This window comes from Arthrobacter sp. StoSoilB22 (genome assembly GCF_019977315.1).
Classification (GTDB): Bacteria; Actinomycetota; Actinomycetes; order Actinomycetales; family Micrococcaceae; genus Arthrobacter.
On record NZ_AP024652.1, the window covers coordinates 1 to 21,512 of the forward strand.

General features: G+C 60.2%; 21 protein-coding genes and 2 tRNA genes. 14 read left to right on the forward strand and 9 right to left on the reverse strand.

Going from position 1 to position 21,512, the window contains the following annotated elements; translation table 11 throughout:
• The 12 genes from dnaA (at position 1) to LDN70_RS00060 (ending at position 13,209) form a co-directional block, all read left to right on the forward strand.
• Entirely contained in the window at positions 1-1,419 is a 1,419-nt protein-coding gene (gene dnaA, locus LDN70_RS00005) for a chromosomal replication initiator protein DnaA (protein ID WP_024818846.1), read from the forward strand.
• Between the two features lie 575 nt (positions 1,420-1,994).
• On the forward strand, positions 1,995-3,119 hold the full coding sequence (gene dnaN, locus LDN70_RS00010) for a DNA polymerase III subunit beta (RefSeq protein ID WP_011772783.1): 1,125 nt from the start codon (positions 1,995-1,997) through the stop codon (positions 3,117-3,119).
• Positions 3,120-3,160: 41 nt separating this feature from the next.
• The gene (gene gnd, locus LDN70_RS00015; RefSeq protein ID WP_166842621.1) at positions 3,161-4,045 is read left to right on the forward strand and encodes a phosphogluconate dehydrogenase (NAD(+)-dependent, decarboxylating); all 885 of its coding nucleotides are present in this window, start codon (positions 3,161-3,163) and stop codon (positions 4,043-4,045) included.
• 23 nt (positions 4,046-4,068) lie between these two features.
• Positions 4,069-5,262 (forward strand): DNA replication/repair protein RecF, encoded by a 1,194-nt coding sequence (recF, locus tag LDN70_RS00020; protein WP_223941333.1) that lies wholly within the window; start codon positions 4,069-4,071, stop codon positions 5,260-5,262.
• On the forward strand, positions 5,249-5,803 hold the full coding sequence (locus LDN70_RS00025) for a DciA family protein (RefSeq protein WP_062072222.1): 555 nt from the start codon (positions 5,249-5,251) through the stop codon (positions 5,801-5,803). The genes recF and LDN70_RS00025 overlap by 14 nt, the downstream gene beginning before the upstream one ends.
• A gap of 337 nt (positions 5,804-6,140) precedes the next feature.
• Positions 6,141-8,222, forward strand: a complete 2,082-nt coding sequence (gene gyrB / locus LDN70_RS00030) for a DNA topoisomerase (ATP-hydrolyzing) subunit B (protein WP_286198871.1) — start codon at positions 6,141-6,143, stop codon at positions 8,220-8,222.
• A gap of 63 nt (positions 8,223-8,285) precedes the next feature.
• Positions 8,286-10,955, forward strand: a complete 2,670-nt coding sequence (gene gyrA / locus LDN70_RS00035) for a DNA gyrase subunit A (RefSeq protein WP_223941334.1) — start codon at positions 8,286-8,288, stop codon at positions 10,953-10,955.
• A complete protein-coding gene (locus LDN70_RS00040; RefSeq protein ID WP_142937292.1) occupies positions 10,952-11,653 on the forward strand; it encodes a DUF3566 domain-containing protein in 702 nt (233 codons plus the stop codon). Before gyrA ends, LDN70_RS00040 begins: the two co-directional genes overlap by 4 nt.
• Positions 11,654-11,766: 113 nt before the next feature.
• Positions 11,767-11,840 (forward strand) — tRNA-Ile (locus tag LDN70_RS00045).
• Positions 11,841-11,888: 48 nt separating this feature from the next.
• Positions 11,889-12,008 carry a DLW-39 family protein gene (locus tag LDN70_RS00050; protein ID WP_217639245.1) on the forward strand — a complete coding sequence of 40 codons (120 nt, stop codon included), beginning with the start codon at positions 11,889-11,891 and terminating at the stop codon, positions 12,006-12,008.
• Positions 12,009-12,078: 70 nt separating this feature from the next.
• Positions 12,079-12,154: transfer RNA gene (locus LDN70_RS00055), tRNA-Ala, on the forward strand.
• Between the two features lie 146 nt (positions 12,155-12,300).
• Positions 12,301-13,209, forward strand: coding sequence for a DMT family transporter (locus LDN70_RS00060; protein ID WP_142937291.1), 909 nt, complete (start codon positions 12,301-12,303; stop codon positions 13,207-13,209).
• Between the two features lie 18 nt (positions 13,210-13,227).
• On the opposite strand, the gene LDN70_RS00065 is transcribed toward LDN70_RS00060, so the two are convergent.
• Both LDN70_RS00065 and LDN70_RS00070 read right to left on the reverse strand, forming a co-directional pair.
• Positions 13,228-14,103 carry a glycosyltransferase family 2 protein gene (locus LDN70_RS00065; protein ID WP_142937290.1) on the reverse strand — a complete coding sequence of 292 codons (876 nt, stop codon included), beginning with the start codon at positions 14,101-14,103 and terminating at the stop codon, positions 13,228-13,230.
• 143 nt (positions 14,104-14,246) lie between these two features.
• A complete protein-coding gene (locus LDN70_RS00070; RefSeq protein ID WP_142937289.1) occupies positions 14,247-15,182 on the reverse strand; it encodes a hypothetical protein in 936 nt (311 codons plus the stop codon).
• Between the two features lie 154 nt (positions 15,183-15,336).
• Here LDN70_RS00070 and LDN70_RS00075 point away from each other — a divergent pair, with 154 nt between their 5' ends.
• Both LDN70_RS00075 and LDN70_RS00080 read left to right on the forward strand, forming a co-directional pair.
• Entirely contained in the window at positions 15,337-15,879 is a 543-nt protein-coding gene (locus LDN70_RS00075) for a peptidylprolyl isomerase (protein WP_011772794.1), read from the forward strand.
• Between the two features lie 21 nt (positions 15,880-15,900).
• Positions 15,901-16,755: a rhomboid family intramembrane serine protease gene (locus LDN70_RS00080; RefSeq protein ID WP_166842624.1), complete on the forward strand. Its 855-nt coding sequence runs from the start codon at positions 15,901-15,903 to the stop codon at positions 16,753-16,755.
• Here LDN70_RS00080 and LDN70_RS00085 read toward each other — a convergent pair.
• The 7 genes from LDN70_RS00085 to LDN70_RS00115 form a co-directional block, all read right to left on the reverse strand.
• Complete coding sequence (locus LDN70_RS00085) at positions 16,752-17,378, reverse strand: GyrI-like domain-containing protein (protein ID WP_223941335.1); 627 nt, start codon at positions 17,376-17,378, stop codon at positions 16,752-16,754. The genes LDN70_RS00080 and LDN70_RS00085 overlap by 4 nt on opposite strands.
• Before the next feature lie 729 nt (positions 17,379-18,107).
• The gene (locus tag LDN70_RS00090; protein ID WP_142937286.1) at positions 18,108-18,707 is read right to left on the reverse strand and encodes a DNA-3-methyladenine glycosylase I; all 600 of its coding nucleotides are present in this window, start codon (positions 18,705-18,707) and stop codon (positions 18,108-18,110) included.
• A gap of 104 nt (positions 18,708-18,811) precedes the next feature.
• Positions 18,812-19,537, reverse strand: a complete 726-nt coding sequence (locus LDN70_RS00095; protein WP_142937285.1) for an alpha-ketoglutarate-dependent dioxygenase AlkB family protein — start codon at positions 19,535-19,537, stop codon at positions 18,812-18,814.
• Positions 19,534-20,163: a methylated-DNA--[protein]-cysteine S-methyltransferase gene (locus LDN70_RS00100; RefSeq protein WP_142937284.1), complete on the reverse strand. Its 630-nt coding sequence runs from the start codon at positions 20,161-20,163 to the stop codon at positions 19,534-19,536. Before LDN70_RS00100 ends, LDN70_RS00095 begins: the two co-directional genes overlap by 4 nt.
• Positions 20,163-20,690 (reverse strand): RNA polymerase sigma factor, encoded by a 528-nt coding sequence (locus LDN70_RS00105; protein ID WP_142937283.1) that lies wholly within the window; start codon positions 20,688-20,690, stop codon positions 20,163-20,165. Before LDN70_RS00105 ends, LDN70_RS00100 begins: the two co-directional genes overlap by 1 nt.
• The gene (locus LDN70_RS00110; protein ID WP_142937282.1) at positions 20,690-21,199 is read right to left on the reverse strand and encodes a methylated-DNA--[protein]-cysteine S-methyltransferase; all 510 of its coding nucleotides are present in this window, start codon (positions 21,197-21,199) and stop codon (positions 20,690-20,692) included. The genes LDN70_RS00105 and LDN70_RS00110 overlap by 1 nt, the downstream gene beginning before the upstream one ends.
• A 45-nt stretch (positions 21,200-21,244) precedes the next feature.
• Complete coding sequence (locus LDN70_RS00115) at positions 21,245-21,499, reverse strand: cell division protein CrgA (RefSeq protein WP_142937281.1); 255 nt, start codon at positions 21,497-21,499, stop codon at positions 21,245-21,247.
• Positions 21,500-21,512: the final 13 nt, after the last annotated feature.

The window sequence follows — 21,512 nt, forward strand, 5'->3', positions numbered from 1 at the left end:
ATGACAGTAGACGAAGCCAACCACGCCAACACTGTCGGAAGTTCCTGGCGCAGGGTACTGAGCCTTATGGAACAGGACGACCGGGTCTCACCCCGTCAGCGCGGTTTCGTCATCCTCGCCCAAGCCCAGGGCCTCATCGGTTCAACCTTGCTGGTGGCCGTTCCCAACGAGCTCACCCGCGAAGTCCTCCAGACGCAGGTCAAGGACGCCCTGGACGATGCCCTCCGCAACGTCTTCTCCGACGACATTCGCTGCGCAATCGACGTGGACACCGATCTGGTGCCCGTCCACGCGGAGCCGGAACCCGTCGTCGAGCTTTCTGCTGTTTCTGACTTCGCCGAACCGAAGCCTCAGCCCACACCCCCGAGTACCTCACATGAGTTCGGGCGCCTGAACCCGAAGTACATCTTCGATACCTTCGTGATCGGTTCCTCGAACCGCTTTGCGCACGCTGCCGCCGTGGCTGTGGCGGAAGCGCCCGCGAAGGCCTACAACCCGTTGTTCATCTATGGCGATTCGGGTTTGGGTAAGACCCACCTGCTCCACGCGATCGGACACTACGCCCGCAGGCTCTACAGCGGCATTCGGGTCCGCTACGTGAACTCCGAAGAATTCACCAACGACTTCATCAACTCCATCCGCGATGACGAAGGCACCAGCTTCAAGACCACGTACCGCAACGTGGATGTGCTCCTGATCGATGACATCCAGTTCCTGGCGGGCAAGGACCGGACCCAGGAAGAGTTCTTCCACACGTTCAACGCCCTGCACAACGCCAACAAGCAGGTTGTCATCACCTCGGATCAGCCTCCCAAGATGCTGGCAGGCTTCGAGGACCGCATGACGTCGCGCTTCGAATGGGGCCTGTTGACGGATATCCAGCCGCCGGAACTTGAGACCCGGATTGCGATCCTTCGCAAGAAAGGCCTCAGCGAAGGCCTCTCTGCACCGGATGATGCTCTGGAGTACATCGCGTCGAAGATTTCCAGCAACATCCGCGAACTTGAGGGCGCACTGATCCGTGTGACGGCATTCGCGAGCCTCAACCGCCAACCGGTGGACGTGGCCTTGGCGGAAATGGTTCTGAAAGACCTGATCACCGACGACGGCGCCCAGGAAATCACGGCGAAGCAGATCCTGGACCAGACGGCCGACTACTTCAAGCTCAGCATGGAAGAGCTCTGCAGCAAGTCCCGTACACGCACCTTGGTGACAGCTCGACAGATCGCCATGTACTTGTGCCGCGAGCTGACGGACATGTCCCTGCCGAAGATCGGCCAGGAACTCGGAGGCCGTGATCACACCACTGTCATCCACGCGGACCGCAAGATTCGTGAGCTGATGGCGGAGCGCCGTGTGATTTACAACCAGGTCACTGAGCTCACCAACCGGATCAAACAACAGCAGCGCGACTCCTGAAATCCACATCGCACCCGCCATTACATACCTTATTAACAGGTGCATGTGGATAAGCCTGTGGATACTTAAGGGGACAAGCTCGGTTAATGGGCTTAAAACCCTTAAGCCACCTGTGGATCGTTAAAAACGGGCCTGGGAGTTGTCCCCATCCACACCCTGTTTAAAACCCAGTTAACACACAATCCGTGAACAGGGCTTAACCGCGGAACTGCGGGGCGAGATCGAGTTATCCACAGTTTCCACAGCAGTTATTAACACTACGAATCCCAAAAAATTGAAATCCCTCAAATAACAATCTCGTTCCGGCGCCCATCCCCTTCTGCAGATCACGGGCAACCAGACCGGCCAAGGCTGGCCCGTGGCTATCCACATACGAGGGGGCTGGCCTGACGGGGATGGGTTAATCGCGGATCTTCCGGCTAAGCTGTCAGCAGCGCTCCCATCCTTGGGTCTGTTTGTAGTTCGCTCAGCGCGGACCATGCAGGTTCCGGTGCCGGACCGCGAAGATTTAGCGGCTTCCAAGCAGGAATCCGCAGCTACTACATGGCAGCAGCAATGAAAGGCGGCACCCTTCCGTGAAGTTCAGAGTCGACCGCGACGTCCTGGCAGAAGCCGTTACGTGGACCGCGCGGTCGTTGTCTCCGCGGCCGCCCGTACCTGTGCTCTCCGGCCTCCTCCTCAAAGCCGAGGCAGGAACCGTTAGCCTCTCCAGCTTTGACTACGAGACCTCGGCTCGATTGGAAATCCCGGCAGATATAGCTGTTGAGGGCACCATCTTGGTTTCCGGACGATTGTTGGCAGACATCTGCCGCAGCCTTCCATCGGCTCCTGTCGAAGTGGAGACCGACGGCAGCAAGGTCACCCTCACGTGCCGTCGAAGCAGCTTCCACCTGGCCACCATGCCCGAGTCCGAGTACCCGGCACTTCCGGCGCTTCCGGCAATCAGCGGAACCTTGCCGGGCGACGCTTTCGCCCAAGCCGTGTCCCAGGTGATCATCGCAGCGAGCAAGGATGACACCTTGCCGATCCTTACCGGCGTCCGCATGGAAATCGAGGATGACCTCATCACACTCCTTGCCACGGACCGCTACCGCCTCGCCATGCGCGAGGTCCCCTGGAAACCGGTCACTCCGGGCATTTCCACCAGCGCACTGGTCAAGTCCAAGACACTGAACGAGGTAGCAAAAACGCTCGGTGGCAGCGGCGACATCAACCTCGCACTTGCTGACGACGACAGCCGGCTCATTGGCTTCGAAAGCGGCGGACGAACCACCACATCACTCTTGGTGGATGGCGACTACCCCAAGATCCGCTCGCTTTTCCCGGACTCCACTCCGATCCACGCAACAGTCCAGACTCAGGAACTCGTCGAGGCCGTTCGCCGAGTGTCGCTCGTGGCCGAACGAAACACTCCCGTCCGCCTTGCCTTCACCCAGGGGTTGCTGAATCTTGACGCAGGTACAGGCGAGGACGCACAGGCATCCGAGGAGTTGGAAGCCCAGCTTTCCGGCGAGGACATCACCGTTGCCTTCAATCCGCACTACCTCGTTGAGGGCCTGAGCGTGATCGAAACCAAGTACGTTCGTTTCTCCTTCACCACTGCACCGAAGCCTGCCATGATCACGGCCCAGGCTGAGGCGGATGGCGAAGACCAGGACGATTACCGCTACCTCGTGATGCCGGTCCGCCTCCCCAACTAGCTGGAACGTAGCAGCCACCTTCGCAGAAAAGAGTTCACACCGTGCACATCGGATTGATCGGCCTCGGCAAAATGGGTTTCAACATGCGGGAACGCATGCGGAACGGTGGCATTGAGGTCACCGGTTTTGACCGCAATCCCGAGGTCACGGATGTCGCGTCGGTGGATGAACTCATCGCTGCACTGCCCACTCCGAGGTTGGTCTGGGTGATGGTTCCCTCCGGTGCCATCACTGATGCGGTGGTGACGGAGCTCGGTGAGAAGCTCAGCCCGGGTGACATGGTGATCGACGGTGGCAACTCGCGTTTCACGGAAGACCAAAAGCACGCTGCTGCACTTGCCGAGAAGAGCATCCGCTTCGCGGATTGCGGTGTATCCGGCGGTGTGTGGGGCCTGCAGAACGGTTACGGGCTGATGGCAGGCGGCGCCGACGAAGACATCGAACTCGCCATGCCCGTTTTCGACGCTCTCCGCCCCGAGGGTGAACGAGCCGACAGTTTTGTCCACGTGGGCGGAGTCGGTGCGGGCCACTACGCCAAGATGGTTCACAACGGCATCGAGTACGGCCTCATGCAGGCATACGCCGAGGGCTATGAATTGCTGGCGGCAAAGGACATCGTTAAGGACCTTCCCGGGACTTTCCGTGCATGGCAAAAGGGCACGGTTGTCCGGTCCTGGCTCCTGGACCTCATGGTCAAGGCACTCGACGAAGATCCGGGTCTGGCTTCGATTGACGACTACGTTGAGGACTCCGGCGAAGGACGTTGGACTGTGGAAGAGGCAATCGCCAACGCAGTGCCCGCCCCGGCAATCACGGCTGCGCTTTTTGCCCGCTTTGCCTCGCGCGAAGATAATTCTCCGGCCATGAAGATGGTCTCCGCCCTGCGCCACCAGTTCGGCGGACACGCCACCCGTCCGGCCAACTAGGCCGCAGGAGTCCTGCAAACGGCGTGTACCTAGAACATCTTTCGCTGACGGATTTCCGAAGCTATGCACAGGTCGACCTGAAACTCGGCCCCGGTGTGACGGTCTTGGTCGGTTCCAACGGAATCGGCAAGACCAACCTCATGGAAGCAATCGGATACCTGGCCACGCTGAGCTCCCACCGGGTCAGCACGGACGCTCCGCTGCTTCGATTCGGTACGGAGCGCGCTTTGATCCAGGCCAGGCTGGTCCGTGGAGAACAGTCAACGGTCATAGAGCTCGAGATCAATTCCGGCCGGGCAAACCGGGGACGCATCAACCGCAGCAACCCGGTCCGGGCCAGGGACATACTGGGAATTTGCCAAACGGTGTTGTTCGCACCCGAGGATTTGGCGCTGGTCAAGGGCGATCCTTCAAACCGCCGACGCTTCCTGGACGAATTGCTGGTGAGCCTCGTTCCGCGGCATGCTGCCACCCGCAGCGACTACGACCGCGTTCTGAAGCAACGCAACGCATTGCTCAAATCCGCCCGGGCAGGTAAGTTCACCGCCGGACATGAGGCAACCCTGGATGTCTGGGACCAGCACATGGCACGCGCCGGCGCGGAATTGCTTCATGCCCGCCTCGAGCTTGTGGAGCGGTTGCGTCCTCACCTGAACAGCGCTTATGCACAGCTCACCGACGGTTCCAAGGACGCCGGCGCTGTTTACCGCTCAACCATCCAGGGCGTACTTGACGACGACGGCGGTCCAGCCGACCACGGAACGGAACCTTCGCCGTCGGTGGACGACCTCCGGCTGCTGTCCGTTGACGAGCTCACGGAGCGCTATGTCCAGGCCTTCGCGGCATCGAGGAAAAAGGAGCTCGAACGGGGCATCTCCTTGGTAGGGCCGCACCGGGATGAACTGGAACTTGTTCTGGGGCAGGCACCCGCGAAGGGTTATGCGTCCCATGGTGAAACGTGGTCCATGTGCCTCTCGCTGCGGTTGGCTTCCTACTATGTGATGTTGGACGATGCTCGGACCGGGGGCACCGCTCCGATCCTCATCCTGGATGATGTTTTCGCTGAACTGGACGTCCAGCGCCGGCGTAAACTGGCTGCAATAGTCGCCGGCGCCGAGCAAGTGCTGGTGACCGCCGCCGTCGATGCCGATATCCCCGAGGAGCTGGCCGGACGGCGCGTAACCGTTGTTCCGGGAGGCATCGATGGCGAAGGATAGCCGCGAGGGACTTCAACCTGGCCGTGAACCGGATGAGATTGATGCTGCACAGGCGGCGCTGAACCGTATGCGCGAGGCTGCGGCTGCCCGCGGAGAAGTGCGGCAGCGGGCGCCGCGGCCCGGGTCTGCTCCCAAACGTAAGGGGCTCCGGGATACCAGGGGTTTTGCCCAATTCCACGGCAGCGGCCGTGATCCCTTGGGTTTGGGAAAAGTGGTGGGACGCTTGGTGGCCGAACGTGGTTGGACATCGCCCGTGGCCGTTGGTTCCGTCATGGCGGAGTGGGAGACGCTGGTGGGGCCGGATATCTCCGCCCACTGCACGCCGGAGAGCTTTACTGACACCACACTCCATGTTCGTTGCGATTCCACCGCGTGGGCGACGCAGCTGCGGTTGCTGAGCACCAGCCTTCTGGAGATGTTCCGCAACGAACTGGGCGAAGGGGTTGTAACCAGCATCCAGGTGTTGGGACCTTCGGCTCCAAGTTGGCGAAAAGGCGGACGCAGTGTTAACGGTCGAGGCCCGAGGGACACGTACGGCTAAACGGCGTGCAGGGCGTTTCAACGCCCCCGAGTCGTATAGGCCCCCGTCGGGACCACCGTAGGGCCATTGAAGATAGGGCCAGCGGTCTCCCACGGCCACATTCAGCTGTCGGCTGCCCCCGTATTTGCAAGGATTTGCGCCTTTCCACGATAGAATTGGCGTAGATCACTGAGCGCCGGTGAAACGTCGTCGGGTCCTGAATCCACTCCTGTGGCATCGGGGACCCCCGTCGTCGGACTAGACGGCGCAATCAGTCACGTGCCCGTTGGCGGCCGCGGTTAGCCGTGGGCAACTCCGGGAACGGCCGACATCGAGTACAGAGGAGTCGAAAGCGCCTGTGGCTAACGACAATGCAGAGACCTTGGCAGTAGAGCCCGAAGAGGAGACTGTTCCCAAGCCTGACACGCCCGTGGAGGAGCGCAGGGAGTACGGTGCCAGCGACATCACCGTGCTGGAGGGCCTCGAAGCCGTGCGTAAACGCCCCGGCATGTACATCGGCTCAACCGGTCCCCGCGGCCTGCACCACTTGGTTTATGAGGTGGTGGACAACTCTGTTGATGAGGCGTTGGCTGGTTACTGCAGCCACATTGAAGTCACGCTCCGTGCTGACGGTGGAGTGCGCGTGGTGGACGATGGCCGCGGTATTCCCGTGGATATCCACCCGACAGAGGGCAAGCCGACTGTTGAAGTAGTCATGACCATCCTGCACGCAGGCGGTAAGTTCGGCGGCGGCGGCTACGCCGTGTCCGGTGGCCTTCACGGTGTGGGTATCTCCGTAGTCAACGCCCTGTCGCGCCGGGTTGATACGGAAGTCCGCCGCCAGGGTCACGTTTGGCGCATGACCTTCGCCGACGGCGGCAAGCCTCAGGGCGAACTCGTCAAGGGCGAGGCTACCGATGTCACGGGGACGTCCCAGACGTTCTACCCGGACGGCACCATCTTCGAATCCACCGAGTTCGATTTCGAGACACTGCGTGCACGCTTCCAGCAAATGGCCTTCCTGAACAAGGGCCTGCGCATCACGCTGACGGATGAGCGTCCGGTTAACCGCGGCGGCGACGACGATGATCTCGATCTGGATGCCGTGGCAACCGAAGGCGAGGTAGCCGCCGAGCACCGTACCGTTGTGTACCAGTACCCGGACGGTCTGCTGGACTACGTCAAGCACCTGAACTCGAACAAGAAGGTGGAGATTGTCCACGAGGACGTCATCGCTTTCGAAACTGAAGACACCGAGCGGCACATCGCCGTCGAGGTCGCCATGCAGTGGACTACCGCTTACTCGGAAAGCGTCCACACGTATGCAAACACCATCAACACTCACGAGGGTGGAACGCACGAAGAAGGCTTCCGTGCCGCGATGACCTCGCTCATCAACCGCTATGCGCGCGAGAAGAGCATCATCAAGGAAAAGGAAGACAACCTTACCGGTGATGACATCCGTGAAGGTCTGACCGCCGTCATTTCGGTGAAGCTTTCCGAACCGCAGTTCGAAGGCCAGACCAAGACCAAACTGGGCAACTCCGAGGTTAAAGGCTTCGTCCAGCGTGTTGTCACGGATCAGTTGGGTGACTGGCTGGAACGTAACCCCGGCCCGGCCCGCGACGTGATCCGTAAGGCCATTTCGGCTGCCCAGGCACGTATGGCCGCTCGTAAAGCGCGCGACAATGCCCGCCGGAAGAGCCCGCTGGAGTCCTTCGGCATGCCCGGCAAGTTGTCCGACTGCTCGTCCAAGGATCCTTCGCGCTGCGAGGTCTACCTCGTGGAGGGTGACTCCGCCGGTGGCTCGGCCAAACGTGGCCGCAACCCGGAGACCCAGGCCATCCTTCCGCTGCGTGGCAAGATCCTGAACGTGGAGCGCGCTCGTTTGGACAAGGCTTTGGGCAATGCCGAAGTCCAGTCAATGATCACCGCCTTCGGCACTGGCATCGGCGAGGACTTCGACATCAGCAAGCTTCGCTATCACAAGATCGTCCTGATGGCCGACGCTGATGTCGATGGCCAGCACATCACCACCTTGTTGATGACACTGTTGTTCCGTTACATGCGTCCGCTCATCGAGAATGGCTACGTGTACTTGGCCCAACCGCCGCTGTACAGGATCAAGTGGTCAAACGCCGCCCACGACTACGTGTACAGCGACCGCGAACGCGACGAAACCATCCGTAAGGGTGCGTCCATGAACAAGCGCCTGCCCAAGGACAACGGCATCCAGCGCTACAAGGGCCTGGGCGAGATGGACTACACCGAGTTGTGGGACACCACCATGGACCCGGATCGTCGCACCCTGTTGCAGGTCACCATGGATGACGCCCTGGCCGCAGATCAGACCTTCTCCGTCCTGATGGGCGAGGACGTCGAATCGCGTCGTAACTTCATTCAGCAGAACGCCAAGGACGTCAGGTTCCTCGATATCTAGGGGCCCACAGGGGCAACTGAATATTCCAGAACTGACATATACCTGAAACGGAAACCTTAGATTATGAGTGACGAAACTCCCGAAGTCCCGGAATCGAACGACGTCGATGATGTCGGTCTCGAGGGTGATGTGCTGACTGACCGCGTGGAGCAGGTTGACCTGCAGACCGAGATGCAGCGGTCCTACTTGGACTACGCCATGGCCGTCATCGTCGGCCGTGCCCTCCCGGACGTCCGCGACGGCCTCAAGCCGGTCCACCGCCGTGTTCTGTACGCAATGTTCGACGGCGGGTACCGCCCTGACCGCTCCTTCAACAAGTGCGCACGCGTTGTTGGCGACGTCATGGGTACCTACCACCCGCACGGCGACATGGCGATCTACGACGCCTTGGTCCGCCTGATCCAGGACTGGACCATGCGTTACCCGCTGGCGCTGGGACAGGGTAACTTCGGTTCGCCCGGTAACGACGGCGCTGCTGCACCGCGTTACACCGAAACCAAGATGGCTCAGCTGGCCATGGAAATGGTCCGCGACATCGACGAGGAAACCGTCGACTTCCAGGACAACTACGACGGCAAGAACCAGGAACCCACTATCCTGCCGGCGCGTTTCCCCAACCTGCTGGTCAACGGCTCCTCGGGTATCGCCGTCGGTATGGCCACCAACATTCCACCGCACAACCTGCGCGAAGTTGCCGACGGTGTGCAGTGGGCGCTTGAGAACCCGACGGCCACACGGGAAGAACTTCTCGAGGCTCTGCTGCTGCGAATCAAGGGACCTGACTTCCCCACGGGCGCTACCATCCTCGGCCACAAGGGCATCGAAGACGCCTACCGCACCGGCCGTGGCTCCATCACCATGCGCGCAGTGGTCAATGTTGAGGAACTTCAGGGCCGTACCTGCCTGGTGGTGACCGAGCTGCCCTACCAGGCCAACCCGGACAACCTGGCCATCAAGATTGCCGAGCTGGTCAAGGACGGCAAGATTTCGGGTATCGCGGACCTCCGCGATGAAACCTCCGGCCGTACCGGTCAGCGCCTGGTGATCGTGCTCAAGCGCGATGCCGTTGCCAAGGTGGTCTTGAACAACCTGTACAAGCACACGCAGCTGCAGGACAACTTCTCGGCGAACATGCTGGCAATTGTCGACGGCGTTCCGCGCACCTTGAGCCTGGATGCTTTTATCCGGCACTGGGTGGCTCACCAGATGGACGTCATTGCACGCAGGACCCGGTACCGCCTGCGCAAGGCCGAGGAAGAAGCGCACATTCTGCGTGCACTCCTCAAGGCTTTGGACATGCTGGACGAGGTTATTGCCCTTATTCGCGCCTCCAACACCACCGAAGCTGCCCGCGAAGGGCTCATGGAGTTGCTGGAGATCGACGAACTCCAGGCCCGCGCCATTTTGGACATGCAGCTGCGCCGTTTGGCTGCCTTGGAACGCCAGAAGATCCAGGACCGCCACGCGGAACTCGAAGCGATGATCCTGGAGTACAACTCGATCCTGGCTTCGGAAGAGCGCCAGCGTCAGATCATCAGCGAAGAACTCGCCGAGATCGTTGCCAAGCATGGAGACGATCGCCGGACGCATATCCTGATGGGCTTCGATGGCGATATGTCCATGGAAGACCTGATCCCTGAAGAGGAAATGGTTGTCACCATCACTCGCGGCGGATACGTCAAGCGCACTCGTAGTGATAACTACCGTTCGCAGCAGCGCGGCGGCAAGGGCATCAAGGGTGCACAGTTGCGCGGCGACGACGTGGTGGAGCACTTCTTTGTGACCACCACCCACCACTGGTTGCTGTTCTTCACCAACCTTGGACGCGTGTACCGGGCAAAGGCTTACGAATTGGCTGAAGCCGGACGCGACGCCAAGGGCCAGCACGTAGCCAACCTGCTGGCTTTCCAGCCGGATGAGCACATTGCCCAGGTCCTTGACCTGCGGGACTACCAGCAGGCCCCTTACCTGGTGCTTGCCACCAAGAATGGTTTGGTCAAGAAGACCCGGTTGGAGGATTACGACACCAACCGCACAGCCGGTGTCATTGCCATTAACCTGCGCGACGAGGACGAACTGGTATCCGCCCAGTTGGTCAGCGAAACCGATGACCTGCTCCTGGTGTCCCGCAAGGGCCAGTCCATCCGCTTTACGGCCACCGATGATGCTCTGCGTCCCATGGGTCGTGCCACCTCCGGTGTGACGGGTATGAAGTTCCGTGAAGACGACGAACTCCTGGCCGCAGACGTGGTCCAGGATGGTTCGTTCGTGTTCATCGTCACCGAGGGCGGATACGCCAAGCGGACTGCCGTTGATGAGTACCGACTCCAAGGCCGTGGTGGCCTGGGCATCAAGGTAGCCAAACTTGCCGAAGACCGTGGTGACCTTGTTGGCGCCTTGATCGTGCAGGAAGAAGACGAGGTTCTGGTGGTCATGGAGGGTGGCAAAGTGGTCCGCTCGGCAGTGACCGGCGTCCCTGCCAAGGGCCGCGACACCATGGGCGTCATCTTTGCGAAGCCGGATAAGAATGACCGCATCATCGAGGTTGCGCGCAACAGCGAACGCGGCTTGGAAAGCGAAGAGTCCGAGGACGGACTCGACGATGACGTAACGTTGGCTGCAAACGACGGCGCCTCTGAGGCGACCGTGACTGCCGATACGGAAAACGACGCAGACCCGGAAATCGAAACGGGCGCGGAGCTGAACGAAGACAACACCGGAGGTAACGAGTGAGTAATTCCGACTCATATCCCAAGCCGAGCACAGGTGTCCCCGGCGGACTCCGGCAGCCCTCAGGCAACACGCAGTCGGGAACGCCTGCACGTCCCCAGCAGCGCCCTGGAACCGGGTCCGCGGGATCCGGTGCCGGAGCGCGGCCCGCGAGCGGAGCTAATTCCGCTCCGCGTCCTTCCGGCGCTCCCGGACAACGCCCGGCACAGGCCGGTCAGCGTCCCGCTGGCGCCCCCGGACAGCGGCCTGCACAGCCCGGCCAGCGCCCGGCCGGCACCCCTGCCCAGCGTCCCTCGCAGGGTGGGCCCGGCTTGGTGAAGCCGGCTCCCAAGGCCAAGGTTCGCCGCGCGCGGCTTCTTGTCAGCAAGGTTGACCCGTGGTCGGTCCTAAAGATGGCATTCCTGTTGTCTGTTGCTTTGGGCATCGTCACCGTGGTTGCAGCAATCGTCTTGTGGACTGTGTTGGATCTCACGGGCATCTTTGACCAGGTGGACAGCCTCCTTGGCACCCTGGCAGGCTCCGAGGGCAGCGGGTTCGAACTCAAGAAGATTGCTTCACTCGGCCAAGTGGCATCTTTTGCCACCATCATTGCTGTAGTGAACGTGGTTCTGTTGACTGCGCTGTCCATGCTTTCGGCCGTGCTGTATAACATTTCCGCAACGTTGGTTGGTGGCGTCGGCGTCACCCTGACTGACGACTAGCAAAAACTCCCGGAAATCAGCCGAAATAGGCGGAATTACACCGGGGAAATGCCTCGATTTGAGATCGGGCCGGGATGTGCTGTACAGTCATATCTCGGCCCGATGAGGCATCGGGGCGTATAGCTCAGGCGGTTAGAGCGCTTCGCTGATAACGAAGAGGTCCCAGGTTCAAGTCCTGGTACGCCCACGGAACCACAAAGAGGTTCAGGTAAAACTGAACCGGAATGAGGTGCTTGTGAAGAAGTTGCTGGTAGTTGTAGCAGCTGCTATCGCAGGCGTCCTGGTCTATAAAAAGGCTCAGGAATCCGAAGCCCGGAAGGATGTCTGGAGCAAGTCAACCGATACGGTGGACTAGCCGAAGAGCCCGGTGCGGATTGGTAAATTCCAGTCCTGACATGGGGTATGATTGACGGGTTGCTTCTTATGGGGGCATGGCGCAATTGGTAGCGCACCTGCTTTGCAAGCAGGGGGTTCGGGGTTCGAGTCCCCGTGCCTCCACCATAAGGAAAGTCCCGGTCAGAAATGACCGGGACTTTTGCATTTAAGCCCTTCCTCCCAAGTCGTCGGGATTCTATGTATTCGAAATTTGCGGCGGGCTAATGCTGCGTGGGAGGAAGGGCCACCTTCAATCACACTAGGGTGGATCCGTGACCCTTCTCATTGCTGCGCTCGGCGTCCTGGGTGTTGCCTCCTCCGGCCCGCTCATTGCCGGCACGCTTGGTGCCACTTCGGTGACCGCACTGGCCATCGCATTCTGGCGTAACGCAATAGGTGCCGTGGTGATGGCGGGCCCCGTCATCATTCGGGAACCGAAAGCGTTCGGGAGGATCACGCGGCGTGAGTTTGGTTGGTCTGCCGTGGCTGCCGTGGCGCTGGCCTTCCATTTCGCTTGTTTCATCACGGCACTGCAGCTGACATCGGTGGCTGCGGCTACTGCCCTGGTATGCCTGCAATCGGGGTGGATCGCCGTGTTCCAGGTGTTCCGGGGCACCCGGCACCGTTGGCCGGTCCTGGCGGGGCTTGGCATTGCTTTTGGCGGCGTGGTGGCGATTACTGGATTCGATATGGGCTCGTCCCCGGAAGCGCTCCTCGGTGACCTCCTGGCACTTGCGGGCGGCGCCCTGGCCGGCCTGTACACGTTGGCCGGTGGCAAGGCGAGGCAGTCCATGGGGACTGGAACGTACACCACACTTTGCTACGGCATGTGTGCGGCGATTGTGGCCATGCTGGCTTTGTTCACTGCCCAGCCACTCTCAGGGTTCGACGCCGGCGGTTGGCTTGGCATTATCGCCATCACCGTGTGTGCGCAGCTGGTGGGGCACACGGCCTTTAACCATCTACTGGCTACGATGAGCCCGCTACTGGTGTCCATGATCATCCTGCTGGAGATTCCAGGTGCTGCCCTTTTGGCGGCCATCTTCCTGAATGAAACGTTGCCTGCCGGTACTTATGCGGGGTTGGCGCTGATCCTTGTAGGGCTGGCCGTGGTTGTAGCCGGTCAGCGGCGTGGCAGGCCGGAAGCAGACCGACGCGAAGCCGAACTGGGCGCAGACTAAGATGCCGCCGTCGGGCGTTTAGACTCCGCCGCGGCGGGTGCCTTGCCCCGAGTTGGCCGTGTGGATGGCACGCAGCAGCTTCGCCGGAAAGTACACCGAGAAGAACACCACCATAGGTGCCTTCAAAGCCATCTTCTTGACGTTGTGCGCCTTGTACGTCCGATCGAAGCGCTGGACGTAGTAGCGGTAGTCCCTGGGTGAGTCCTCAAGTCGCCGGGCAGACATCCCGGACACCATTTGGGGAAGGTACTGCACTTTGAGGTCGTGCTCGAACAGGTGCAGCGAAAGATCAATGTCCTCGTGCATCTCGTCGTTGGGGTCCAAACACGCTTCATCGCGGATGGTTTCCCATGCCGAGCGTCGAAGGGCCATGTTTGATCCGAAGAGGAAATGGTACTGGTGCTTGGCCAGGCGGAGCATGAGCTGGCGCATCTTGTCATCCGCTTTGAGCCCGAACCGGCGCATTGGCATGTCGTAGTAGACCACTGGACCTGTGGCAGCGGCTACCGAGGGATCCGTGAAGGCCTTTTGGACCTGTTCCACCCAGTCCGGTTCAAGGACTGAGTCAGCGTCGATGCGGCCTACGACGTCCCCTGAGGCGTTGTTCAGCCCGTGGTTACGGGTGGGGATGAGACCTTGCGCGGCCTCCTGCCGCATGAGCAGGATGGGGCTTTCAGGGTATTCCTGTTGCATCTGGCGCACTATTCTGGCCGTGCGGTCTGTGGACAGGTTATCCACCACAATGATCTCTTGCGCGGGAACCGACTGGTAGATGGCCGCGATGAGGCACTGGCGAATGACGCTTTCCTCGTTATACGCCGGGATAACGATGGATACGCCGGGAGGTTCCGGAGCATCCTTAAGGGAACCCGCTAGGGGTCTATCGGCTGACATCACCATAAATCTAACACCCGTGCCCGGGCAGGTGATGGAGGCATTGATGACAAGGCGGCAAACACTGAAGGGATCCCGGCAATCGCCGGGATCCCTTCAGTGTTTGACGTTCTCTGCCCCACTTCGAGGCGGTGAGTCAGTGTTTAGTTCTGTGCACCCTTGGCATCTGACTCCTTGCCATCGGTGTCCTTGTGCAGGCTGGCCGCGATGTTCTTGACGGCGGTCTTTGCGTCCGTCGCCACTTTCTCCGTGGAGTCCTCGACGTTCTTGAAGGCATCCTTGGTTGCCTGCTCTGCCTCAGCTGCGGCTTCCTCCGGTGTGATGTCCGCAGCCTTGGGCTCGGCAACTGCCGGAGCCGCTGCAGGAACAGGAGCAGGCGTCGGTGTGACCGGAGCAGGCGTCTTCCACGGATCTTCAACCGGCTTGGAAGCCTTCCAGGCAGCAACACCGGCAGCAGCGGCGGCGGCAATGACCGTGACGATCAGCCATCCGCGCTTCTTGGGCTTGGGCTGTTCCTTCACCAATGCAGAGGAGACCGCCTTGCTGGCTTGGTCCGTCACAGCCTTGATCTGCTTGCCGGTGGCCTGGGCTTGCTCCTGAACGCTGTGGACAACGCCGGAATCAACCAGCTTCTGTGCCACAGCATCAACCTGCGCGGGGGCATTCTCAAGGACGTGGTGGACCGCTACCGAAGCCTGTCCCAACTGCTCGGACAGCTTGGGGAGGTATTCGTCCACCACCTTGTCCCGTGCATGGCCGAGCGCCGGGGTAGCCCTGTTGAGCGTCTCCTGGATCCTAGGTGTGGCGTCTTCCACCACGTCATGGATCTTCGGCGCGAGGTGCGCCAGCCCATCCTGAATCCGCGGTGTGACAACTGCAACGCCGTCAGCGAGGTTGTGCGCAGCGGACTTCAGACCCTCTTGAATCTTGGGCGAAGCGCTATCAATGCCGTGCTGGATACGCGGAACAGCCCAATTCACGGCTGCTTCCACACGCGGTGCAGCCCAGTCGCGGGCGTTATCCACACCGGCCGTGACTGATTGTTCGAGTTCGCGGGCAATACGGTCTGATTTCTTCACAACTACCTCCCGATACACATGCTCGTTTGTTGCTAGCCTACGTCGCTTGTGGAACACCGGCTATTCATCTGTCCGAGAACGTCCAGGATTTCACCCAGCGCGGAACCGGCTTTACGGCCGGACGGGCGTTGACCCTGCATGGAAGAATGGGGCCATGACCATCGCAACCGCAAAAGCAACGATCCACACGAGCCTCGGCGACATCAAGGTTGACCTCTTCGGCAACCACGCCCCCAAGACGGTCGCCAACTTTGTTGGCCTGGCCACGGGCGAAAAGTCCTGGAACCACCCGGAAACCGGCGAAGACAAGACCGGTACCCCCCTTTACAACGGCACTATTTTCCACCGGATCATCAAAGACTTCATGATCCAGGCCGGCGATCCCCTGGGTCGCGGCGTGGGTGGCCCCGGCTACCAGTTTGACGACGAAATCCACCCGGAACTGACCTTCAACGCTCCGTACAAGCTGGCTATGGCCAACGCGGGCATCCAGATGGGCAAGGGCACCAACGGGTCACAGTTCTTCATCACCACCGTGAACACCGACTGGCTGTTCGGCAAGCACAGCATCTTCGGCGAGGTCACGGATGAGGAATCCCGCAAGGTTGTGGATGCGATCGAGTCCGTCCGCACCGGCATGGGCGACCGCCCGGTTGAGGACGTCGTCATCAACAGCATCGACATCGAACAGCTCTAGTCACACACTGAACCAGAGCCCATGAGTTACGGAATTCCGTCGGCCGAGCCGTCCGCTGATATTCCGGTGTGCCCCAGGCACCCGGACAGGCCCTCCTATGTGCGGTGCCAGCGCTGCGGGCGCCCTGCATGCCCCGAGTGCCAGCGGGCGGCCGCCGTCGGGTTCCAATGCGTTGACTGCGTCAACGAACAAAAACGTACGACGCCGACATACCGCTCCCCGTATGGCGGAGCCTTGGCAGTAGGCCGGCCTTTGGTGACGTACGTGATCATCGGCTTGTGCGCACTGGTTTATGTCCTTCAGTGGATTGTGCCCGGTGACGCGGTCTTCGAGAATTTTGCGTTCGCCAACATCTTTGCTGTCAGTGAGCCATGGCGCATGGTCACGGCAGCGTTTTTGCACTCGCAGGGTTTCCTGCTCCATATCGTCCTGAACATGTATACGCTGTGGATCTTCGGACAGGCCCTTGAGCCTTTGCTCGGGCGGATCCGATTCCTGGCTGTGTATCTTATTTCCGCAATTGGCGGTTCCGTGGGCTTCCTTGCCCTGACTCCCACATTCCCGCCGGTGGGAGTAGTGGGTGCTTCCGGTGCCATTTTCGGCCTCTTCGGCGCCATGCTTGTTGTGCAGCGCCATAGGGGTGGAGAAACCAAGCAGCTGTGGATTTTGATCGCCATCAATGGCGCCATTGGCTTCTTCGTGCCCAGCATTGCGTGGCAGGCCCACTTGGGTGGGTTGATCACCGGTGGCCTTGCTGCTGCAGCGATCGCCTATGCTCCCAAGGGCAAAAACCAAGCACTTCTCCAGGCTGGAGGACTCGTTTTGGTAGCGGGCCTGCTGGCCGTGGTCACCTGGTTCCGCGTCACTGCAGGTTAGCTGGCCTCTCCGGCCTTCATGACGGGCTGGCGCAGGATGGTCTTGAGCCTCTCCGGTGCGGTGCGCCGAGGATCGCTGAGATAAATTTCGTGGTGCTTGCCGGTCATCACCAACTGCTGTTCCGGAATGAATTTGTTGTGCATCTCCTCCAGCACTGGTCCTTCATCGTCATACGGACCTACGTGTAGTGTCTGCACGCTCAAACCCTCGTTGAACGGTTCCAGACGGAGAGCCTCCACAACGGGTCCTTCCCCCTTCTTGGCGACCGTCTCCCGCGCCATGTTCAGGTGTTCCCGGGTTATCCAGTCGGGGACCATATTCATCAGCGACCAGTCCCAGCGTGACTTGTCCCTGGTGATGGTGAATGAATCCATGTCATCGGACCACCACAGCGCCTCCAGCGGCATCACTGTGTAATCCTGGCCAAGCTCGCGCTTGCTGAGGAACTTCAAAGCGTAGGTGACTGGATACAGCGTTGTTAGCGCATCCTTATAGGACTGGGCTGTGTTGGGGTCCCCATGACCGTCGATCATCAGGTACTGCATAACGGGAACCGTGATGACCGAAAAGTGCCCCTGGCTGGCCCTGTAACTGGGTATCAGCTTCTTATGATCGCTCTTCATGCCACCACCGTACTCGGAGACCTTATCCACAGGTGTTATCCACAGTGTGTGTAACTTACACGCATGTAGTTATCCACCTTGGCCGTCCGAGGACTCGTCAAATTGCAAGATATCCCCCGAAAGGCATGGGTTTCTCCACACCTGTGGATAACTTTGTCCCCCGCGGCAACGGAAATGTGGACAAAAGGGCGACTTCACCAGCATCTGTGGACAAGCCTGTTAATGACGCCGTGGAGAGCCGAGTATCAACAGGCTTATCAACAGTGTTAATAACTTACATAGCTGTAGTTCAGAGGGAACAAGGGTCTCCTGTTCGCCTGCAAACCAGGGATCCCGGAGTCGAAACCCACAAGTTTTTCCCCAGCTGTGGATAACTTGTGTGCAGGGGCTGTTGTTAAGTGGGTAACTTTCCCGCCGCTCATCATGACGGAGGCATAGCGCGCAGGTGGTGGATGTCAGACAAGAAGCACTCCAAAGAGCGCATTTGGCGAAGCCGACAATCCTAGAATGCTGAATTCCTAGTGAAGCTTAGTGGACTATCCACAGCGCAATACACAGTGGGCATAAGTGGAGTTGGATGCCCTGTGCCCTCGGATCGCCGGACTGACACCAATAATGGACCCTGGTACGTGGATGTCCACAGAAGTTATCCACGCCTGTGGATAAAGTTACACACTTCTGTGGACAGCTCTGTGGACTATCGGGGCCGCAGGCCCGCCGGGGTTCGGGTTAGACCCATACCCCGGAGGTCCCCCGCCGATGACTGTCCATCAAGTGGGTGTCAATGATTCCCACGGCTTCCATGAGGGCATGCATCGTGGTGGGTCCCACAAAAGCGAAACCCTTCTTCCTCAATGCCTTTGACAAGGCGATCGACTCCGGCGAGGTGGTAGGGATGTCCGCCATGGTGGTGGGTTTGGGAGTGGTGTGCGGCTGGAACGACCAGACGAAGTCCACAAGACCGCCCTCTTCGCGCAACGCGATGGTGGCCTTGGCGTTGGTGATGGCCGCTTTGATTTTCAATCGGTTGCGCACAATTCCGGCGTCGAGCATGAGCCGTTCCTCATCGGCCTCGGTGAAGGCCGCGACACTCTCCGGATGGAAGTCCAGAAACGCTGCCCTGAAGGCATCCCGTTTCCGAAGAATGGTTGCCCAGGATAAACCCGCTTGGAACGCTTCGAGGCTGATGCGCTCGTACATGCCCTGCTCATCGCGGACGGGCATTCCCCACTCGTGATCGTAGTAGGCCTGCATGAGGGGATCCGAGGACGCCCACAGCGGACGCGCCAAACCATCCTCACCCACGACTATGCCACTATCCGCGGTCATGCACGCTCCTTCGATGCCGGCCAACTCGAGGGCCAAGGCGGTAATTCAGCTTTCGGGAATATTCTCCCCGGAGCCTCGGACATTTTTGAGGTGGGACCCCGGCATCATGACAAGCCCGTGACTCGCATAGTGATATTGATCCGTCCCTGCGAGAGGCCGCAGCCATCCGGCGCCGTTTTTGGGAAAACTTTGGGGATCCCGTGATAAGCAAACCTGGACGGTCCTCCAAAGACGAAGAGGTCTCCCGATCGAAGCTCAACGTCTGTGTATGGCTTGGTCCGGGTTTGGGTATTGCCAAACCTAAACAGGCACGTATCACCAATGCTCAGGGAGACCACAGGGGCGTTGGAACGCTCGTCCTTGTCCTGATGCATTCCCATGGCGGCACCGTCGTCGTAAAAGTTCACCAGCGCGGCGTCGGGCGTGTACTTGTTCGCCAGTGCGCTCAGCGCTTCGTCACTTTCAACGCCCTCATAGCCTGAGGAGTAGGCCGCTTGCACTGCTTTCCGCCCCAGGCGCACCATCCAGTCCGGGAAATCGAGCACGGGACGGCCATTGACGTCAGTGGCTTCCCGTGTGTAACGGTAAGGCTGCCAATGCCAACCCAAGCACACAGTTCTCACCGACATTTGATGTCCGCCCGGAAGAGTAGCGGCACGGAGGGGAACCGGCCCTTGGGTCCATTCGCCAAAGCGGGCTACTATCCATCGTTGCTGCTCAAGGGTAAGCCAAGCAGGAACATGGACGGCCCCGGGCGCAATCAGGCGGGGACCGGCGTCGTGCCTTTCCGGCTGAACGAGCTCCCGCGGAAACAAAGCGTCGTCGCTCATGCCGCCGCCTCAAGGCGGAGCAGTGCGCGTTTGGCCTCGCTTCCACCAAGGTAGCCACCGAAATTGCCGTCAGACTTTACTACCCGGTGGCAGGGCACAATGAGGGGCAAGGGGTTGGTAGCACAAGCGGTTCCGACAGCCCGGACAGCATTGGGACTGCCGGCTGCCTGGGCCACTTGGGCATAGCTGGCTGTGCTGCCATAAGGGATCCGAGGCAGGTGACGCAGGACATTGAGACGGAAACCGCGGGATAGCCGGAAATCCAGCGTGAGATCGAACTCCGTCCTGGTGCCCTTGAAGTACTCGTCGAGTTCACGGGCGGCGTCATCCAAACGTGCCGGAGCCTGAAGAATGCGCGGACTGACAGTGCTTGCCAGAAACTGAAGGACGGAGTCGTGGTCTTCCAGCTCGAAAGCGACACGGACAATTCCCCGGTCCGTAGCAGCCAAAAGGAGCTTACCCAGCGGGGAGTCCACAATCCTGTAAGCAACGTCCAAAGTGTGGGTGAGCTGAGCGTCGCGCGCCAAGCGGGCATGAAGGCTGGCAATGGCCGGTTCGAGCCCGATGTCCAAGGGATGGAGGAGCGAAAGAACCTCGGCGTGATCGGGACTGAGTTCAAGGGTCATCAGATGTCACCTTTCGAGGATGTGCGGGCCAGCGACTGGTGGGAGGCGAGGGCAGAGCGGAGAGACTTCACGCCGTCAGCTCCGGCGCGACGGGCAGCCTCGGCGGTGCCGCCCCACAAAGCAGCAACATCCTTATAGGGAAGGCCCCCTAAATAGTGGTAGGCCACCGCCTGGCGCTGCTTCGTGGGAAGACCCGCAAGGGCCTCAAGCAGTTCATCGTGGCCGTCACCAGGAATCCCGAGACTGGACGCTTGCTCAGGTGGAAGGTCAACCGGCAGGGCACGGCGGGTACCGGCCCGTACATGGTCGATGCACTTCCGGTGGGCGATGGTGACCAGCCAGGCTTCAACATTCGCTTCGGGAGGCAGTGCCGGGTATGCCTGAAGGGCAGCCAGGAACGTATCTGACCATGCATCATCGGCGTCGTGCACGCCAAGAATGGCACGGCACACCCGAAGCACTGTGGTGCCATGTTCATGGACCACGGATTCGAACGGCTTCTTGTCGACCATCTGCCTGGGCTTCATCAGAACAGCTTGCCCTCCCGCACCTCTACCGGCTCTTCCAATTCCAGGAGGAACCGTTTATTCCGAAGCCCACCTGCGTACCCGGTGAGTTGACCATGACGCCCCACCACGCGGTGGCAAGGAATGACGATGCTGATGGGATTGCGTCCCACAGCAGAGCCCACCGCCTGAGCCAGATGGGGATCCCCCAGTTCTGCGGCCAGCTGCCCGTAGCTGACGGTTTCACCGAACGGAATATGTTGCAGTCGTTCCCAGACCTTCTCTTGAAACGGGTTTCCGACTGCCTCGAAAGGAACATCGAACATAGTCCGATGACCATTCAGGTACTCGGTGAGCTCGGTCCGAGTCCGTGCGAACACCGGATCGTCCATCCCGGTCTGATCCCCAAAGTAGTCCTCCGAAGGCATATGCCAGTGACCCTCATAGAAGATCCCCGTCAAAAATTCCCCGCGGGCAGTCAAAGTCAACTGCCCCAGCGGGGAATCCAAGGTTGCGTGCCGGCTTCTCATATCTTGTAGACGTTCACGGGCACGGAAATGTGAGGTGCGGAATTCCTAGGAGCGCCAGCGTGTGGTCATCAGGAATCCGACGATCGCTATGCCGAAGCCGGCCACGATATTCCACGAGGCCCACTCGCGGACGGGGAACTGGCCCTCGGTAATGTAGAAAGTAATGATCCAGACCAAGCCGAGGATCATCAGGCCGAACATGACAGCCTTGTACCAAACCGGGTTGGGCTTGTACTGCTGTGCTGCGGAAGTCTGCTGGGCCTGACGGGCAGGCCGCTTGCGGGGCTTGGACTCGGGCACGGATCCTCCTGGC

Bases quoted from the DNA above. Each gene is read 5' to 3' on its own strand.
- LDN70_RS00080 (WP_166842624.1), top strand. From the start codon at position 15,901: ATGAGTTACGGAATTCCGTCGGCCGAGCCGTCCGCTGATATTCCGGTG.
- LDN70_RS00100 (WP_142937284.1), bottom strand. From the start codon at position 20,163: ATGACCCTTGAACTCAGTCCCGATCACGCCGAGGTTCTTTCGCTCCTC.
- LDN70_RS00085 (WP_223941335.1), bottom strand. From the start codon at position 17,378: ATGAAGAGCGATCATAAGAAGCTGATACCCAGTTACAGGGCCAGCCAG.
- LDN70_RS00065 (WP_142937290.1), bottom strand. From the start codon at position 14,103: ATGTCAGCCGATAGACCCCTAGCGGGTTCCCTTAAGGATGCTCCGGAA.
- gyrA (WP_223941334.1), top strand. From the start codon at position 8,286: ATGAGTGACGAAACTCCCGAAGTCCCGGAATCGAACGACGTCGATGAT.
- LDN70_RS00095 (WP_142937285.1), bottom strand. From the start codon at position 19,537: ATGAGCGACGACGCTTTGTTTCCGCGGGAGCTCGTTCAGCCGGAAAGG.
- dnaA (WP_024818846.1), top strand. From the start codon at position 1: ATGACAGTAGACGAAGCCAACCACGCCAACACTGTCGGAAGTTCCTGG.
- LDN70_RS00025 (WP_062072222.1), top strand. From the start codon at position 5,249: ATGGCGAAGGATAGCCGCGAGGGACTTCAACCTGGCCGTGAACCGGAT.
- LDN70_RS00110 (WP_142937282.1), bottom strand. From the start codon at position 21,199: ATGAGAAGCCGGCACGCAACCTTGGATTCCCCGCTGGGGCAGTTGACT.
- LDN70_RS00090 (WP_142937286.1), bottom strand. From the start codon at position 18,707: ATGACCGCGGATAGTGGCATAGTCGTGGGTGAGGATGGTTTGGCGCGT.
- LDN70_RS00105 (WP_142937283.1), bottom strand. From the start codon at position 20,690: ATGAAGCCCAGGCAGATGGTCGACAAGAAGCCGTTCGAATCCGTGGTC.
- LDN70_RS00075 (WP_011772794.1), top strand. From the start codon at position 15,337: ATGACCATCGCAACCGCAAAAGCAACGATCCACACGAGCCTCGGCGAC.